Source organism: Pseudomonas sp. NPDC086581, from assembly GCF_044746165.1.
Lineage (GTDB): Bacteria > Pseudomonadota > Gammaproteobacteria > Pseudomonadales > Pseudomonadaceae > Pseudomonas.
Genome location: NZ_JBIVBR010000004.1, coordinates 370,966 through 385,402, shown reverse-complemented (window position 1 = coordinate 385,402; position 14,437 = coordinate 370,966). Strand labels below are relative to the sequence as shown.

13 protein-coding genes are annotated in these 14,437 nt (G+C 67.5%); 3 read left to right on the top strand and 10 right to left on the bottom strand.

Going from position 1 to position 14,437, the window contains the following annotated elements; all coding sequences use genetic code 11:
* Positions 1-88 precede the first annotated feature (88 nt).
* Complete coding sequence (gene pdxY / locus ACIPK7_RS11485; protein ID WP_401087770.1) at positions 89-958, bottom strand: pyridoxal kinase PdxY; 870 nt, start codon at positions 956-958, stop codon at positions 89-91.
* Positions 959-1,078: 120 nt separating this feature from the next.
* On the opposite strand from pdxY, the gene ACIPK7_RS11480 reads away from it, so the two are divergent.
* Positions 1,079-1,567, top strand: a complete 489-nt coding sequence (locus tag ACIPK7_RS11480; protein WP_192435488.1) for a DUF3301 domain-containing protein — start codon at positions 1,079-1,081, stop codon at positions 1,565-1,567.
* Positions 1,568-1,573: 6 nt separating this feature from the next.
* Here ACIPK7_RS11480 and ACIPK7_RS11475 read toward each other — a convergent pair whose 3' ends face one another.
* Positions 1,574-1,963 carry a hypothetical protein gene (locus ACIPK7_RS11475; RefSeq protein ID WP_401087769.1) on the bottom strand — a complete coding sequence of 130 codons (390 nt, stop codon included), beginning with the start codon at positions 1,961-1,963 and terminating at the stop codon, positions 1,574-1,576.
* Positions 1,960-2,838: an alpha/beta fold hydrolase gene (locus ACIPK7_RS11470; protein ID WP_401087768.1), complete on the bottom strand. Its 879-nt coding sequence runs from the start codon at positions 2,836-2,838 to the stop codon at positions 1,960-1,962. The genes ACIPK7_RS11475 and ACIPK7_RS11470 overlap by 4 nt, the downstream gene beginning before the upstream one ends.
* 104 nt (positions 2,839-2,942) lie before the next feature.
* On the opposite strand from ACIPK7_RS11470, the gene ACIPK7_RS11465 reads away from it, so the two are divergent.
* Complete coding sequence (locus ACIPK7_RS11465; protein ID WP_081519063.1) at positions 2,943-4,706, top strand: ATP-binding protein; 1,764 nt, start codon at positions 2,943-2,945, stop codon at positions 4,704-4,706.
* Positions 4,703-6,037 (top strand): sigma-54-dependent transcriptional regulator, encoded by a 1,335-nt coding sequence (locus ACIPK7_RS11460; RefSeq protein WP_401087766.1) that lies wholly within the window; start codon positions 4,703-4,705, stop codon positions 6,035-6,037. Before ACIPK7_RS11465 ends, ACIPK7_RS11460 begins: the two co-directional genes overlap by 4 nt.
* Here the strand turns inward: ACIPK7_RS11460 and ACIPK7_RS11455 are convergent.
* From ACIPK7_RS11455 to ACIPK7_RS11425, 7 genes are all read right to left on the bottom strand, one after another.
* Complete coding sequence (locus ACIPK7_RS11455) at positions 6,019-7,023, bottom strand: hypothetical protein (RefSeq protein ID WP_192435493.1); 1,005 nt, start codon at positions 7,021-7,023, stop codon at positions 6,019-6,021. The genes ACIPK7_RS11460 and ACIPK7_RS11455 overlap by 19 nt on opposite strands.
* 384 nt (positions 7,024-7,407) lie before the next feature.
* Complete coding sequence (locus ACIPK7_RS11450) at positions 7,408-7,602, bottom strand: hypothetical protein (RefSeq protein WP_045213909.1); 195 nt, start codon at positions 7,600-7,602, stop codon at positions 7,408-7,410.
* Positions 7,603-7,783: 181 nt separating this feature from the next.
* Positions 7,784-8,719 carry a LysR family transcriptional regulator gene (locus tag ACIPK7_RS11445; protein WP_401087763.1) on the bottom strand — a complete coding sequence of 312 codons (936 nt, stop codon included), beginning with the start codon at positions 8,717-8,719 and terminating at the stop codon, positions 7,784-7,786.
* A 456-nt stretch (positions 8,720-9,175) separates the two neighbouring features.
* Positions 9,176-9,880: an NAD(P)H-dependent oxidoreductase gene (locus ACIPK7_RS11440; RefSeq protein ID WP_151188793.1), complete on the bottom strand. Its 705-nt coding sequence runs from the start codon at positions 9,878-9,880 to the stop codon at positions 9,176-9,178.
* 75 nt (positions 9,881-9,955) lie between these two features.
* Positions 9,956-11,374 carry an aldehyde dehydrogenase family protein gene (locus ACIPK7_RS11435; protein WP_401087761.1) on the bottom strand — a complete coding sequence of 473 codons (1,419 nt, stop codon included), beginning with the start codon at positions 11,372-11,374 and terminating at the stop codon, positions 9,956-9,958.
* On the bottom strand, positions 11,367-12,557 hold the full coding sequence (locus tag ACIPK7_RS11430) for a pyridoxal phosphate-dependent aminotransferase (RefSeq protein WP_401087759.1): 1,191 nt from the start codon (positions 12,555-12,557) through the stop codon (positions 11,367-11,369). Before ACIPK7_RS11430 ends, ACIPK7_RS11435 begins: the two co-directional genes overlap by 8 nt.
* A gap of 55 nt (positions 12,558-12,612) precedes the next feature.
* Positions 12,613-14,223: a 5-guanidino-2-oxopentanoate decarboxylase gene (locus tag ACIPK7_RS11425; protein ID WP_401087757.1), complete on the bottom strand. Its 1,611-nt coding sequence runs from the start codon at positions 14,221-14,223 to the stop codon at positions 12,613-12,615.
* Positions 14,224-14,437: the final 214 nt, after the last annotated feature.

The following is a 14,437-nucleotide window of genomic DNA, read 5'->3' as shown; positions in this document are numbered from 1 at the left end:
GCGAGCTTGCTCGCGAACCGCCCAGCGCCAGAGCTGGCGGATAATCGGTTCGCGAGCAAGCTCGCTCCTACAGTTCAGCCCTCTCGAATCAGCCCAGCTTCACTGCCTCGAACTTCACCCGCGGGTGGGCGATGCGATCCTGGGCGCGCACCAGTTCCAACTCGTAGCTGCCGCAGGCCTGGGTTTCCAGCAGCACCTCATGCACGGCGGCGGCGCAGAATTCAAAGGCTGTGCGCAGGTCATCGCCCAGCAGCAGACGGGCGAGGAACAACCCGGAAGTCAGATCGCCCACGCCCACCGGCTGGCGCGGGAAGGCCAGCAGCGGGCGGCGCAGGTGCCAGGTCTCATCGAGAGTCACCAGCAGCATCTCGAAGGCGTCCGCCGGCTTGCCCGGGTAGTTCAGGTGCTTCACCAGAATCGCCTTCGGGCCTCGCACCAGCAGGCCGCGGGCCATCGCCGCGCAGTCTTCCAGGGAAGTCGGCTGGCGGTCGCAGAAGCTGTCCAGCTCCAGTTGGTTCGGGCACAGGTAGTCGGCCACGGCGGCCGCTTCGTGGAGGAGGAATTCGCTGACTTCCGGAGCAACGATGCAGCCTTTCTCCGGATGGCCCATCACCGGGTCGCACAGGTACACCGCTCGCGGGTTAACCTCGCGGATACGCTTCACCACTTCGAGGATCGAGCGGCCCTGCGCCGCGCTGCCCAGGTAGCCCGAGAGCACCGCGTCGCAGTTGCCCAGCTCGCCGATGGCGGCGATGCCGTCCACCAGTGCGGGAATCTGCTCCGGCGGCAGCACCTGGCCCGTCCAGTGGCCATACTGGGTATGGTTGGAGAACTGCACGGTGTTCAACGGCCAGACGTTCACCCCGACGCGTCGCATGGGGAACTCGGCGGCACTGTTGCCGGCGTGGCCGAAGACGACGTGGGACTGGATGGCGAGAACGTGGGGAGTGCGCGGCATAACGGTGTCCTGCTACAGAATGGGGCAGTATGGGGCGCAATTCACAGGCTGTGAACATCCGGCTCTCGCCGCCCGACGGCGGAGTGAGTAAGCTGGTGCGCCGATTCCGAGGAAGCTGAAGTGGACCTGGGCAATCTTTTCATCTTCATGCTGGTTGTCGCGGGCGCCGCCTGGTGGTGGCGTGCCCATGGCATCCGCGAACGTGCGCTGGTCCTGGCCAAGCAGCACTGCGCGCGAGAGGGCGTGGAGCTGCTCGATGACGCCATGGCGCTGCAGCGCTTCCGCTTCCAACGCGACGGCCGCGGCAACCTGCGCCTGGCCCGCGAATACGCTTTCGAGTTCACCGCCACCGGGCAGGAGCGCTACGCCGGCAGCATCGCCATGTTCGGCCAGCACCTGGGCCGCGTCGAGCTGGCACCGTTCCGCATGGAGCCCGAGCAGCGCGCACCGGCGTCCCCGGTCGCCACCTTCCACCCCGCCGCCGCTCCGGTGGACGAGGAGATCATCGACGCGGTGTTCGACGACACGCCACCGCCGCGCCCCCGTGGCGAAGTGGTGCGCCTGGACGAATGGCGCCGCGCGCATCAGGGCAAGAAAGTCGGCGACTGAGCGCAATCAGCTCGGTTCGTCTTCGGTCCGTTCACGTAGTTCGACGACTCGCGCCAGCACCTGGCGCAGCTGCGCATTCATCAGTGTGCCGACGGTCCGACCGAGGAACCAGCAACGCCAGCGATAAAGGAAGAATGCTCGACGCTGCTGATTGCGCCGGCACTTCTCGAACAGCCAGTCGGCATCGAAGCCGGTCCACTCTCCCGCGGTCGCCAGGGCATTCGGGTAGACCACCGGGACCACCTCCAGGCGATAGATGGCTTCCAGTTCGCCCAGGGGGAAATCGCTGACCGCCAGTGTGCGGGCGATGTAGTTGATGTCTGCCTCGGTCGTCTCGGTGTCCAGCCACAGCTCGGACAACGCCAGCCAGACGGACTCGCGGGCCGGGTCGTTCATTCGTGGCCCAGCAGGAAGCGCGACACGCGCGCGGCGCTGTCCTCGGGGAATTCCTGCATGAAGCAGTGGCCGCCATCGACGCACTGGCCGCTCACCACCTTGTTCACTGCACACCAGCGCGCCACCGACTTGGGCACGAACGGATAGGTGCGCTCGCCGAACAGCACCTGGGTCGGCGTCGCCACCTTGGCCAGTGACGGCCACAGGCGCTTGGGGAAGGAGCTGAAGATTTCCGCCTCGCGGCTGGGCCGGCATTTCAGCTCGACGCCCGCCTCGGTGCGCTTCAGCGCGTTCTCCACATAGGCCCATAGCGCTTCGTCGGTCCAGCCCTTGAAGATGCCGCGGCCGTGCAGGCCGGTGTAGGCCGCCTCGCGGTCCGGCCACTGGCTGCGCCGCGAGCGCGCCTTCTGCACCATGGTGCGGCGCTTGTGCAAGCCGAGCACTTCAGAGAGCGCCATCACGCCGATCATCGCCGGGGTGAACAACACCGGATCGAGCAGCACCGCGCGGCGGAACAGCTCGGGATGACGACCGAGGATCAGGCTGGTGAGCACGCCGCCAAAGCTGTGCCCGGCCGCGTAATGCGGCACGTCGCCGAACACTTTGCCGCCGGTTTGGAAGGCCTCCACCGCCATCTCGGCGTTGCGGTTCCAGCCGTGGAAGCGTCCGCCGTGGTCACTGTCGCCATGGCCCTGCACGTCGCAAAGCCAGAGGTCGAAATCCTGCGCCAGGACTTTCAGCATCGGCTCGTAGGCGCGGCCGCAGAAGCCGTTGCCATGCAGGAAGTGCAACAGCGGCTTGCCGCTGGGCTCGCTGCGCCAGCCGCGCAGGGTGAAACCGGCGGACCCTTCGTGGGTCCAGGGCGACAACTGCATCGAAGCTCTCCATCGGGATGCCGGCAGTGTAGCGAGGCGGCGGGGCGCCGGACCAGCTCGCGGCCGTGCTATTGTCGCCAGCCGTTGGTCGAACCCCGTCGAACATGTCGCCTACCCGCCCCTTACGCCTGCTGCTGATCTGCCTGCTCCTGCTGGCCGGGCTGGTGCTGTCGGTGTTCTGGGCCGGCGAAAAGGCGCGGCACCGCGCGCTGCTCGCCGAAGCGGAAGCCGCCCATGAGCAACTCGGCCTCTACGCCAACTCCCTGCACACCCTGATCGAGCGCTTCCGCAGCATTCCCGCCGTGCTCGCGCTGGACCCGGAGCTGCGCGCGGCTATGCGCGGCCCGGTGACCGGCGAGCTGCAGCACCGGCTCAACCTCAAGCTGCAGGAAATCAACGGCGCGGCGCGCTCCTCCACTTTGGAGCTGCTGGACCACACCGGCCTTGCCGTGGCTGCCAGCAACTGGAACCTGCCGGTCAGCTACGTCGGCCACAACTACGGCTTCCGCCCCTACTTCCGCCAGACCATCGCCCAGGGCGCGGGGCGCTTCTATGCGGTCGGCGTGACCAGCGGGATTCCCGGCTACTTCCTGTCCAATGCCCTGCGCGACGACGACGGCACCTTCCTCGGCGCCATTGTGGTCAAGCTGGAATTCCCCGACCTGGAGCGGCAGTGGAGCCAGACCCCGGACGTGGTGCTGGTGAGCGACAGCAAGGGCGTGGTGTTCCTCGCCAACCACCCGCGCTGGCGCTACCGCGAGCTGATGCCGCTGGACGCCGTGGCCCGCGCCGAGATGGCCGACACCCGCCAGTACCACAAGCAGCCGCTCAGCGCGCTGCCGCACCGGACGCTGGAAACCCTCGGCGAGCACGCGCGCATGGTTCGCGTCGACGGCCAGGACATCAGCGGCGACTACCTCTGGCAATCGGTCGGCCTGCCGGAAGACGAGTGGACCCTGCACCTGCTGCGCAATCCCCATGGCGTGCAGTCCGACGTCACCAGCGCGCGGCTGGCCGCCGCCGGCGTCTGGCTGGCGCTGGTGTTCCTCGTGCTCTGGTTGCAACAGCGCCGCCGCCTGGCGCGCCTGCGCCAGCGCAACCAGGAAGAGCTGGAGCGCCTGGTCGAGCAGCGCACCGCCGCCCTGCGCACCGCCCAGGACGGCCTGGTGCAGGCCGCCAAGCTGGCCGCGCTGGGGCAGATGTCCGCCGCGCTGGCCCACGAGATCAACCAGCCGCTCACCGCCCAGCGCATGCAGTTGGCCAGCGTGCGCCTGCTGCTCGACGCCGGCCGCCAGGACGACGCCCGCGCCGCGCTGGTACGGGTCGATGAGCTGCTCGAGCGCATGGCCGCACTCACCGGCCACCTGAAGACCTTCGCCCGCAAGACGCCCGGCGGCCTGCGCGAGCGCATCGAACTGGGCCACGTGATCGAGCAGGCCTTGCAGCTGCTGGCCGTGCGCATCCGCAGCGAAGGCGTGGAGATCAGCCAGGACCTCGACCTGCCCGCCTGGGTGCTGGGCGATGCGATCCGCCTGGAGCAGGTGCTGGTCAACCTGATCCGCAACGCCCTCGATGCGGTGGCCAATACCGCCCCGCCGCAGATCCGCCTGACCCTGCGCCGCGACGGCGAGCACTGGTGCCTGGAAGTCGCCGACAACGGTCCCGGCATCGACGAAGCCCATCTGGCCAGCGTCTTCGACCCCTTCTTCACCACCAAGCCGGTGGGCGAAGGACTGGGCCTGGGGCTGGCGGTATCCTATGGCATCGTCCACGAACTTGGCGGGCGCCTCGACGCCGCCAACCAGCCCACCGGCGGCGCGCTGTTCCGCCTGAGCCTGCCGGCCGCCAGCGAAGAAAGAAGACCATGAGCGAGACCATCCTCTTCGTCGACGACGAAGCCGCCATCCGCGACGCCGTGCAGCAGTGGCTGCAACTTTCCGGCTTCGAAGTGCGCCTGTGCAGCAGCGCCGACGAGTGCCTGAGAAGCGTCTCCCGCGAGCTGCCCGGCGTGGTCATCAGCGATGTGCGCATGCCCGGTACCGACGGCCTGGCCCTGCTCGAGCGCCTGCAGCAGATCGACCGCGACCTGCCGGTGATCATGGTCACCGGCCACGGCGACGTGCCCATGGCGGTGCAGGCGATGCGTCAGGGCGCCTACGACTTCATCGAGAAGCCCTTCACCCCCGAACGCCTGCTCGACAGCCTGCGCCGCGCCCTTGAGAAACGCCGGCTGGTGCAGGAGAACCGCCAGCTGCGCGAACAGGCGGCGCTCAAGGACCAGATCGAATCGCGCCTGCTCGGCGTCTCGCGGCCCATGGAAACCCTGCGCCGACAGATCATGGCGCTGGCCGGTACGCCGGTGAATGTGCTGATCCGCGGCGACACCGGCAGCGGCAAGGAACTGGTCGCGCGCTGCCTGCACGACTTCGGCCCACGCGCCGGCAAGCCCTTCGTCGCGCTGAACTGCGCGGCGATTCCCGAGCAGTTGTTCGAGACCGAACTGTTCGGCCACGAAAGCGGCGCCTTCACTGGCGCCCAGGGAAAACGCATCGGCAAGCTGGAGCACTCCAACGGCGGCAGCCTGTTCCTCGACGAGATCGAGAGCATGCCGCTGGCCCAGCAGGTGAAGCTGCTGCGCGTGCTGCAGGAACAGCAACTGGAGCGCCTGGGCTCGAACCAGAGCATCAAGGTGGACCTGCGGGTGATCGCCGCGACCAAGCCTGACCTGCTCGAGGAAGCCCGCGCCGGGCGTTTCCGCGAGGACCTCGTGTACCGCCTGAACGTCGCCGAGCTGCGCCTGCCGCCGCTGCGCGAACGCCGCGAGGATATCCCGCTGCTGTTCGAGCACTACGCCCTGCTGGCCAGCGAGAAATTCGGCCGCGAAGCCGCGCCGCTCTCCGCCAGCGAACTGGCGCGCCTGCTCGCCCACGACTGGCCGGGCAACGTGCGCGAACTGGCCAACGCCGCCGAGCGCCATGTGCTCGGCCTGGACCGCGCCGAGCTGCCGATCGAGCCCGCCGGCAACGGCCTGTTCGAACGCATGGAAGCCTATGAGGCAGAGTGCATCCGCCAGGCACTGGGCCAGTGCAAGGGCGACATCAAGGCGGTGATGGAGCTGCTCGGCCTGCCGCGCCGCACCCTCAACGAGAAGATGCAGCGCCACGGGCTAAGCCGCGGGGATTACCTGAGCGAGGACTGAGCCAGTTCTTCGGCGAAGAACCAGCCGGTGCACCAGCGCGCCAGCGGCCAGAGCAGCGCCAGCAGCAGGATCGCCGGCGGCAGCAGGTAGAGCGGCAGGCTGCTGGAGTTCAGCGAGCTGTAGGCGGCGAAGGCCACGAGGATCGAGACCAGAGCGATCGCGACCACCCACAGCACCAGCAGCACCAGCGCACAGCCCAGCACCCGACCGGCCGCGAAGCGCACGACCTGCGCTGGCAGACGCGTGTGCACCGCCGCCATGACAATGGCGAAGGGCAGCACACCGCCCGCCAGCAGGAACACCGATTGCCAGCCGTCCGCGCCGCTGTAAAGGTAAAGCACCCCATAGCTGAGCGCGGCCAGCGCCTTGTAGATCAGCGCGCTGAAGCAAAGCGCCACCCCCAGCGATACCTGCCAGGACGGCAGCGCAAAGGTCTCGCCGGGCGCCAGCTGCTGGGAGCGTGAACGCGCCAGTGACAGCACCCCCCAGAGCGGTAACAGGCAACCCAGAACTAGATTGATCAGCGAATTGGCCTGGCCGTAGAGGACCATCCAGAGGGTCCGGGCATCCTGCTCGAACGCCCATTGATAAAAAGACACGCTCAGATAGGACGCGACCGTGCTGACGACCATGGTGGCAATCAGATAGGCCACGCCGAAGCCTACCAGCAATCCGGCCAGCGGCTGGAAGCGGGCGATGCCATGGCGTTCGCGCAGGTGATGCACCATCAGCAGGACCGCCGCCGCATAGAAGACCAGCCCGCCCAGCCAGTTCGCCAGCATCGTGGGCAGGTACTGCGGAAGGCGCTCACGGTAGCTGCCCAGGTCGCCGATCCACTGCACGGCATTGCTGCCGAAGAACGCCACCGCCGCTGCCACGATCATCGCGGCGACGAACTGCAGGGGCTGGTTGCTGGCGGACGGCGCAGCAGCAATTGATGCGCTGAGTGGCGCATGGGGTGTCGCGAAGGGGTTATCGGTGGTCATCTCGGCATCCTTGTCGAATCCGGCTCGTAGCGCGGAGTGCGCCCAGCCTAACAGTCCACCGCCGCTTTTCCACCGGCAAAAAAAAGGCCGCTGAAAGCAGCGGCCTTGAGACGGACATCGATCTGGAGCAATCAAGAATCGACGTCGGGAAGCTTGCCGGCGGTGAGGCCGGTAACGGCGCTGCTCGAATGCCGCGTCGTTGGGTCAAGTATATTGACCGATTGGCCAGGAATACAGATCACCGGCGGCGAAAGACTGTTACAGCTTCTGTAATAGTCATCCTGATGCCGGAAGCGCAGGCAAAAAAAACGCCGCATGTCTTATGCGGCGCAAGGTGTTGAGAAGCCCGGCTCACGCTCCGGGCCTCCCGGGGGAAGCGGCCGATCAGGAATCGGCGTTACTGCCAGCGGCGGCCTTGGCGGTCTGCTCGGCGGACTGGGCCTGCTGCTGGGCAATCACTGCTTCGTTGGCCTTGACCATCTTGTCGGTCATCAGGCGCGATTCTTCGGCGAAGCTCAACTGAGTGAAGGACAGCGAGCAGACGGACAGCAGGGCAGCAACATAAAGCGAACGGGACATGACGGTGATCCTTTCTGAACACCCGATTGGTCGGGGTTGATGAAAGGTTACGGCGCAACAGTCCCTCGAAAAATAGCTAGCTAACCAACAAAGCATTGCCTAAAAAGCAACAATCCGCGCCGATCGTCCGAGAATAGCGATATAGAGCGGCTGCGACGATCCGCCACGCTAGCCCTTTGCCTTATGCCCAGTTGACGGGATCGTTGAGCGCTGCTTCGTCTTCCTCGAATACCCGCGGCAGCTCCGCCTTGAGGAATTCCACCCAGGTGCGGATCTTCGCGTCGAGGAAGCGCCGCGACGGGTACAGCGCATAGATCTGCCGCACGTGCAGGCTGTGTCGGGGCAGCACGCGCACCAGCGAACGGCGTCGCAGCGCGGGCGCGGCGACGTAGCTGGGAAGCAGACAGATGCCCATGCCGGCGGCGGCGGCGCCGGTCAGCGCCTCGGCGACGTTGACCATGAAGGTGTCGCGCGGGCGGATCACACTTTCCTCGTTGCCCTCCTCGAACGCCCAGCCTTCGGGGAAGGTCGGGTCCTGCAGACGCAGGCACTGGTGCTGGTGCAGCTCGGCGACGCTGGTCGGGGTGCCGCGCCGCTTGAGGTACTCGGGGCTGGCACAGAGCACGCTGTAGATGGTGCCCAGGGTCTGGGCGACGAACTCGGAGTCGGGCAGCTCGCGGTCGCGGGTGATCACCACGTCCTGGCCTTCCTCGAGGATGTCCGGTTGGCGCTGGGCCAGGGTCAGCTCGATGTAGACCTCGGGGAAGGACCCGCAGTAGCGCGAGATCAGCGGGATCAGGTGCTGCTGGCCCAGCCCGGTGAGCGAGTGCACACGCAGGCGACCGCGCGGGTTCAGATGCGCGCCACTGGCTTCGGCCTGGGCTTCATCGACATCGGCGAGGATTTCCCGGCAGCGCAGCAGGTAGCGCTCACCGGTTTCGGTCAGCGCCAGGCGTCTTGTCGTGCGGTGCAGCAGGCGCGCTTCCAGCTGGGCTTCGAGGTCGGAGACCACGCGCGAGACCTGGGCTGTGGATAACCCCAGGGCGTTGGCGGCGGCGGTGAAACTGCCGGCATCCACCACCCGGACGAATGCCCGCATCGCGTGAAGTACGTCCATGCTTCCCCCTGCCTGTTGATCTTGTCGTAGGCGCCTGTAGGAAACGACAACCATTGTTGTCCGCGCCGCAAAACTGAATCGCAGTATAGGGTCGTTTTTTGCCGATTGTTACCACGTATAGTGCCGGACAAGTCGCTGCAGCAACGTTGGGCATACCAGGCTCATCGTACGGCCGCCGATACACCAATCGACGGCCCTCTCCCCCGCGCATACCTGGCTGCAGCGACTGACTTTTTCTCCAGGGGCGGTCATCTTCGGATGACCGCCCTTTTTCGTTTCTGCCGGGTGACATTCGGCGCGAGGGCTGTCCCCTCACCCCAGCCCTCTCCCCTAGGAGAGGGGGCAGTTCGTGCCGGCTGACACCACTGCATCATCCTTCGCCTATCAGTCCCCTCTCCCCCTGGGAGAGGGTTAGGGTGAGGGCTAGGCGCCCCCTCGCTTCTACAGAAGAGCCGATCAGCGCGGCAGCGGGTACAGACGCTCGTCGAACTGCTCCAGGCGCACGAACTCCAGCGGCTGGTCGTTCTCCAGGTTCTGCAGGCGATCCTGGTACTGGCGCAGGAAGTCCTGGCGCGCCTCGTTGCTGATGTAGGGCACGTGCCAGGCCACGAAGGGCGGCAGCACGCTCATGCCGGTGTAGGCCAGGGTGCCGCGCAGGATCGGCCGCAGCATGTCTTCCAGCGGGCCGTGGATGGCGCCGTCGCCGAACATGTGGTCGCGCCCGCCGAGGGTCACGCTCACCAGCGCCTTCTTGCCGGCCAGGCCGCCCTGGTCGTAGAAGCGCTTGCCGCCGTAGCAGATGCCCGAGACCAGCACGCGGTCGAACCAGCCCTTGAGGATGGCCGGCGCGGAGAACCAGTAGATCGGGAAGTTGAAGATCACCAGATCGGCCCAGAGCAGCTTGTCCAGCTCGGCCTGGATGTCGGCGGCGATGGTCCTGGCCTTGGCGCCTTCACGCTGCTCCAACGCATAGACCAGATATTCGGGGTTGGCGCGGGCGCCGAAGTCGGCGGCGCTGGCCACCGGGTTCCAGTTCATCGCGTACAGGTCGGAGACCTGCACCTCGTGGCCCTGGCCGCGCAGGGTTTCCTCGGCGAGTTGGTACAGCGCGGTGCTGAAGGATTGTGGTTCGTTGTGGGCGTGGACGATCAGTACGTTCATGTGGATTCCTGGAAACTCAGTGAGAGGCTGCCCTCACCCCAACCCCTCTCCCGGAGGGAGAGGGAGCTGAAAACATTAGAGTTGGATGGCCTTGAGCTCGACGAACTCGTGCAAGCCCTGCTCGCCCCATTCGCGGCCATTGCCGGACTGCTTGTAGCCACCGAACGGCACCCGGTAGTTGAAGGCACCGCCGTTGACGAAACATTGGCCGGCGCGCATCTGCCGGGCGAGTCGTAGGCCATCTTCGCGGTCGCCCGCCCAGACGGCACTGGACAGGCCGAACGGCGAGTCGTTGGCGATAGCGATGGCCTCGGCCTCGTCGGCGTAGGGAATCAGGCACAGCACCGGACCGAAGATTTCCTCGCGGGCGATGCGCATCTGGTTGTTCACGCCGGCGAAGATCGTCGGCTGCACATAATGCCCGCGCTCCAGATTAGCCGGGCGCTCGGCGCCGCCGCAGACCAGCTGCGCGCCCTCTTCCTGGCCGACGCAAACGTAATCGAGCACGGTGCGGCGCTGGCCGCCCGAGCACATCGGGCCGAGGAAGCTGTCGGCGTCCAACGGGTCGCCCATCTTCAGTGCAAGGGTTTCGGCGCGGGCGATTTCCACAGCTTCGGCATAGCGATGGGCCGGCAGCAGCATGCGCGTCAGCGCGGTGCAGGTCTGCCCGGAGTTGATCATCACGTCCTGCACGCCGTGGCGCACGGCGGTGGCCAGGTCCGCATCGGCGGTGATCAGGAAGGGCGACTTGCCGCCCAGCTCAAGGCACACGCGCTTGACCGTCGGCGCTGCCGCTTCGGAGACCTTGACGCCCGCACCGGTGGAGCCGGTGAAGGACACCATGTCCACGTCCGGGTGCCGCGCCAGGGCTTCGCCGACCTTGGAGCCGGGGCCGCTGACCAGGTTGAACACGCCGGCCGGCAGGCCGATGGCGTGGATCATGTCGGCCAGCAGGAAGGCGTGCAGCGGGGTGTCCTGACTCGGCTTGACCACCACGGTGCAGCCGGCGGCGAGCGCCGGAGCGAGCTTGCCGATCAACTGGTGCAGCGGGTAGTTCCAGGGGTTGATGAAGGCGCAGACGCCCACCGCCTCCTTCACCACCAGCGAGTTGCCGACCTCGCGCACTTCGTCCATGTGCGCGGCCATCGCGGCGTAGCTTTCCAGACCCTCGATGGGCCCGTCGACCTGCACCATGCGGCACCACTGGATGGGCATGCCCAGCTCGGCGGTGATCAACGCGGCCATCTCGTCGGCCCGGTTCTTCAGTTGCTCGGCCAGCGCGCGGATATAGCCCGCGCGCACCTGGTACGGGGTCTGCGACCACGCCGGGAAGGCGCGGCGGGCAGCGTCCACCGCGCGGTTCACGTCGCCTTCGCTACCCAGCGGCACGCGGCCGACAGTTTCCTCGGTGGCCGGGTTCTGCACCTCGGCCATGCCCTGCCCCTGCGGCGCCACCCAGGCGCCGTCGATGTAGAGCTGTGTACGCTCACGCATAGCGTTTTTCCTTCAGCAGTTCGGCGGCGCACAGGGCAATTCGGCGGCAGGCTTCGCGCAGCGGTTCGGCGCCGAGTACCAGGCCGAGGCGGATGTGCCCGGCGGCGCTGGGGCCGAAGGCTTCGCCGGCCAGCACGGAGACGCCGTGGCGGTCCAGCAGCAGATCGGAGAAGTCCTGGGCGGAGAGCCCGGTGGCGCGGATATCGACCATCACGAACATGCCGCCGTCCGGGCGCAGGGCACGCACGCCGACGCAATCGGCGAGGCAGTCGAGTACCAGGTCGCGACGCTGGCGGTAGGCCTCGCGCATAGCTTCCAGTTCCGGCAGCCTGGCTTCCAGCGCGGTGCAGGCGGCGTCCTGGATGAAATCCGGCGAGCCGTAGAGCATGCACAGGGCGAGGTTTTCCAGGTGCGCGCAGAGCTCCTGCGGGCCGACCACCCAGCCCACGCGCCAGCCGGTCATGGCGTGGGATTTCGACAGGCTGTTCAAGGTCGCGGTGCGCTCGGCCATGCCCGGCAGGCTCGCGGGGCTGACGTGCTCGCCGTCAAACAGCAGCTCGCTATAGACCTCGTCGGAAATCATCCACAGGTCATTTTTCACGCACAGTTCGGCCAGTTTTTCCCAGGTGGCGCGCGGCAGGCTGGCGCCGGACGGGTTGTGCGGGCTGTTGATGGCCAACGCGCGGGTACGCGGGGTAATCAGCGCGGCGACATCCTCGGCCTGCACGCGGAAGCCGTGCTCGGAGCGCACCGACACCGGGATGACCTTGGCGCCGCAGGCACCGAACACCGCTTCGTAGGTGACGTACATCGGCTCGGCGACGATCACCTCGTCGCCCGGATTGAGCACGCACTGCGCCATGGCATACAGCGCGCACTGGGCGCCGGCCAGCACGACCACGTCATCACTGGTGACGGCCTGGCCGCTGCGCTGGCTGTGGCGGCGGGCGATGGCTTCGCGCAGCGAGCGCTTGCCGCGCACGTCGGCGTAGTGGGTGTTGCCGGCCAGCAGGCTGTCGATGGCCGACTGCACGATGGGCACCGGGGTGTCGAAGTCCGGGTCGCCCACCGACAGCAGCAGGATGTCGTCGCCCTGCTCCATGCGCGCCAGGGCGCGGTAGTGGATGTCCCAGGCGGCGGCGCCGTCGCCGGCGATGCGTTGGGTGAAGTTCGAGTAGCGCATGCTGTGCTTCCTTCAAGGTACCGGAGCCTGTGGGCTCCGGCGGGTGCAACGGGTCCTACTGGGCGCAGGCGTGTTTCAGCTCGATCAGGGTGACGCCCGGATGGGCGAAGCCGGTGCGCAGGTCGCGCTCCAGTTCGTCCAGGCTCTGCGGCTGGCGCATCTCGCAACCGTAGGCGCGGCCGAGCAGGGCGAAGTCCGGGTTGCGTGGCAGGACGCCGATGGGCTCGATGTCCAGGCCGATCATGTCGTCGCGGATCTGCCCCAGCGCATCGTTGTTCCACAGCAGCACCACCAGCGGGCTGTCCAGCTCCTCGGTGGCGGTGGCCAGTTCCTGCGCGGTGTAGAGGAAGCCGCCGTCGCCGACCAGCACCAGGCCGGGACGCTCAGGCGCGCCGAACTTGGCGCCGATACCGGCAGGCACGCCGTAGCCGAGGGTGCCGTAGCCGGTGGGGTGCAGCCAGCCGCGGGGTGCCTTGCTCGGGTAGAGGTAGTTGGCGGTGTAGGCCAGCTGGGTCATGTCGCTGGCGATGAAGGCGTTGTCCGGCAGGACCTTGGCGATGCGTTCCAGGATCGACTTGTGGATAAGTTGCAGCGGCGCGTGGCCGCCGTCGATCTGCGCACGCAGTTCGGCAATGCGCGACTGCGCTTTCGCCGCATCCCGACTCGCGCTCGGCAGCGCGGCGAGCAGCGCCTCGGCGGTGGCCTTCGAATCGCCCAGCAGCGCCACGGCGCTCGGGTAGAAGTCGTTGAACTTGCGCGAGTCGACGTCGACGCGGATCACCTCGCCGGTGACCGGCAGGCGGTCGCGCCAGAAGTCGGTGTCGGCCATTTCGGTGCCGATGGCCAGGACCACGTCGGCCTCAGCGATCATGTCCCAACCGGCCGGGGTGCACAGGGTGGCGCCCGCGGCGAGCGGCGCTTCCGGCGCCAGCAGGCCCTTGCCGGCGACGCTGGTGAACAGCGGCGCGGCCAGACGCTCGCTGAGCGCGGCCAGGGCATCGGCGGCGTGCAGCGCGCCGCCGCCAGCGATGATCATCGGCCGCTTGGCGGCCTGGAGTTTATCCACAGCCTGCTTGAGCGCTTCGCGGCTGGGCTGGCCGCGGCCGGCGCGGCGCACCACTTCGTGGGTCCAGTCGCGGGCGACCGGGTTGGCCAGCACGTCCAGCGGCACGGAAATGTGCACCGGGCGCGGGCGCTCGCTGTCGAACACGGCGTAGGCGCGGGCGATCAGCTCGGGCAGGTCTTCGGCGCTCAGGGCGACGGCGGAAAAAGCGGTGATCGGCGCGGTCATGGCGCGCTGGTCCTGGGTCTCGTGCAGGCAACCCCAGCCCTTGCCCAGGCTGGCGGTGTGGTTGACGCTGGAAATCACCAGCATCGGGATTGAGTCGGCGTAGGCCTGGCCGATGGCGGTGGCGGCGTTGGTCACCCCCGGGCCGGTGATGATGAAGGCCACGCCCGGCTTGCCGCTGACGCGTGCATAGCCGTCGGCCATGAATCCCGCGCCCTGCTCGTGGCGGGTCAGCACGTGGCGGATGCCACTGCCGGGCAGGCCGCGGTACAGCTCCAGGGTGTGCACACCGGGAATGCCGAACACGGTGTCGACGCCGTAGTTGGCCAGCAGGCGTACCAGGGCCTGGCCGCCGGTGAGGGTCTTGTCGTTTTGCATGAACGATCTCCCGAATGGTTCTTCGGCGAATAACCGCGAACGGTTATTCGCCCTACTCGTTTTGGGGCCGACGCCGAATGTCCGGCGTGCGCCGCTTGTTCTCCCTCTCCCTTCAGGGAGAGGGCTGGGGAGAGGGGCTCTATCGATGGCACCGAGTCCCGGCCCACCACCCTCTCCCCCAGCCCCTCTCCCGCAAGTGGGAGAGGGGAGCGTT

Excerpts from the sequence above, each read along its gene's own strand:
- pdxY (WP_401087770.1), bottom strand. The coding sequence starts at position 958 with ATGCCGCGCACTCCCCACGTTCTCGCCATCCAGTCCCACGTCGTCTTC.
- ACIPK7_RS11475 (WP_401087769.1), bottom strand. The coding sequence starts at position 1,963 with ATGAACGACCCGGCCCGCGAGTCCGTCTGGCTGGCGTTGTCCGAGCTG.
- ACIPK7_RS11470 (WP_401087768.1), bottom strand. The coding sequence starts at position 2,838 with ATGCAGTTGTCGCCCTGGACCCACGAAGGGTCCGCCGGTTTCACCCTG.
- ACIPK7_RS11465 (WP_081519063.1), top strand. The coding sequence starts at position 2,943 with ATGTCGCCTACCCGCCCCTTACGCCTGCTGCTGATCTGCCTGCTCCTG.
- ACIPK7_RS11460 (WP_401087766.1), top strand. The coding sequence starts at position 4,703 with ATGAGCGAGACCATCCTCTTCGTCGACGACGAAGCCGCCATCCGCGAC.
- ACIPK7_RS11455 (WP_192435493.1), bottom strand. The coding sequence starts at position 7,023 with ATGACCACCGATAACCCCTTCGCGACACCCCATGCGCCACTCAGCGCA.
- ACIPK7_RS11450 (WP_045213909.1), bottom strand. The coding sequence starts at position 7,602 with ATGTCCCGTTCGCTTTATGTTGCTGCCCTGCTGTCCGTCTGCTCGCTG.
- ACIPK7_RS11445 (WP_401087763.1), bottom strand. The coding sequence starts at position 8,719 with ATGGACGTACTTCACGCGATGCGGGCATTCGTCCGGGTGGTGGATGCC.
- ACIPK7_RS11440 (WP_151188793.1), bottom strand. The coding sequence starts at position 9,880 with ATGAACGTACTGATCGTCCACGCCCACAACGAACCACAATCCTTCAGC.
- ACIPK7_RS11435 (WP_401087761.1), bottom strand. The coding sequence starts at position 11,374 with ATGCGTGAGCGTACACAGCTCTACATCGACGGCGCCTGGGTGGCGCCG.
- ACIPK7_RS11430 (WP_401087759.1), bottom strand. The coding sequence starts at position 12,557 with ATGCGCTACTCGAACTTCACCCAACGCATCGCCGGCGACGGCGCCGCC.
- ACIPK7_RS11425 (WP_401087757.1), bottom strand. The coding sequence starts at position 14,223 with ATGCAAAACGACAAGACCCTCACCGGCGGCCAGGCCCTGGTACGCCTG.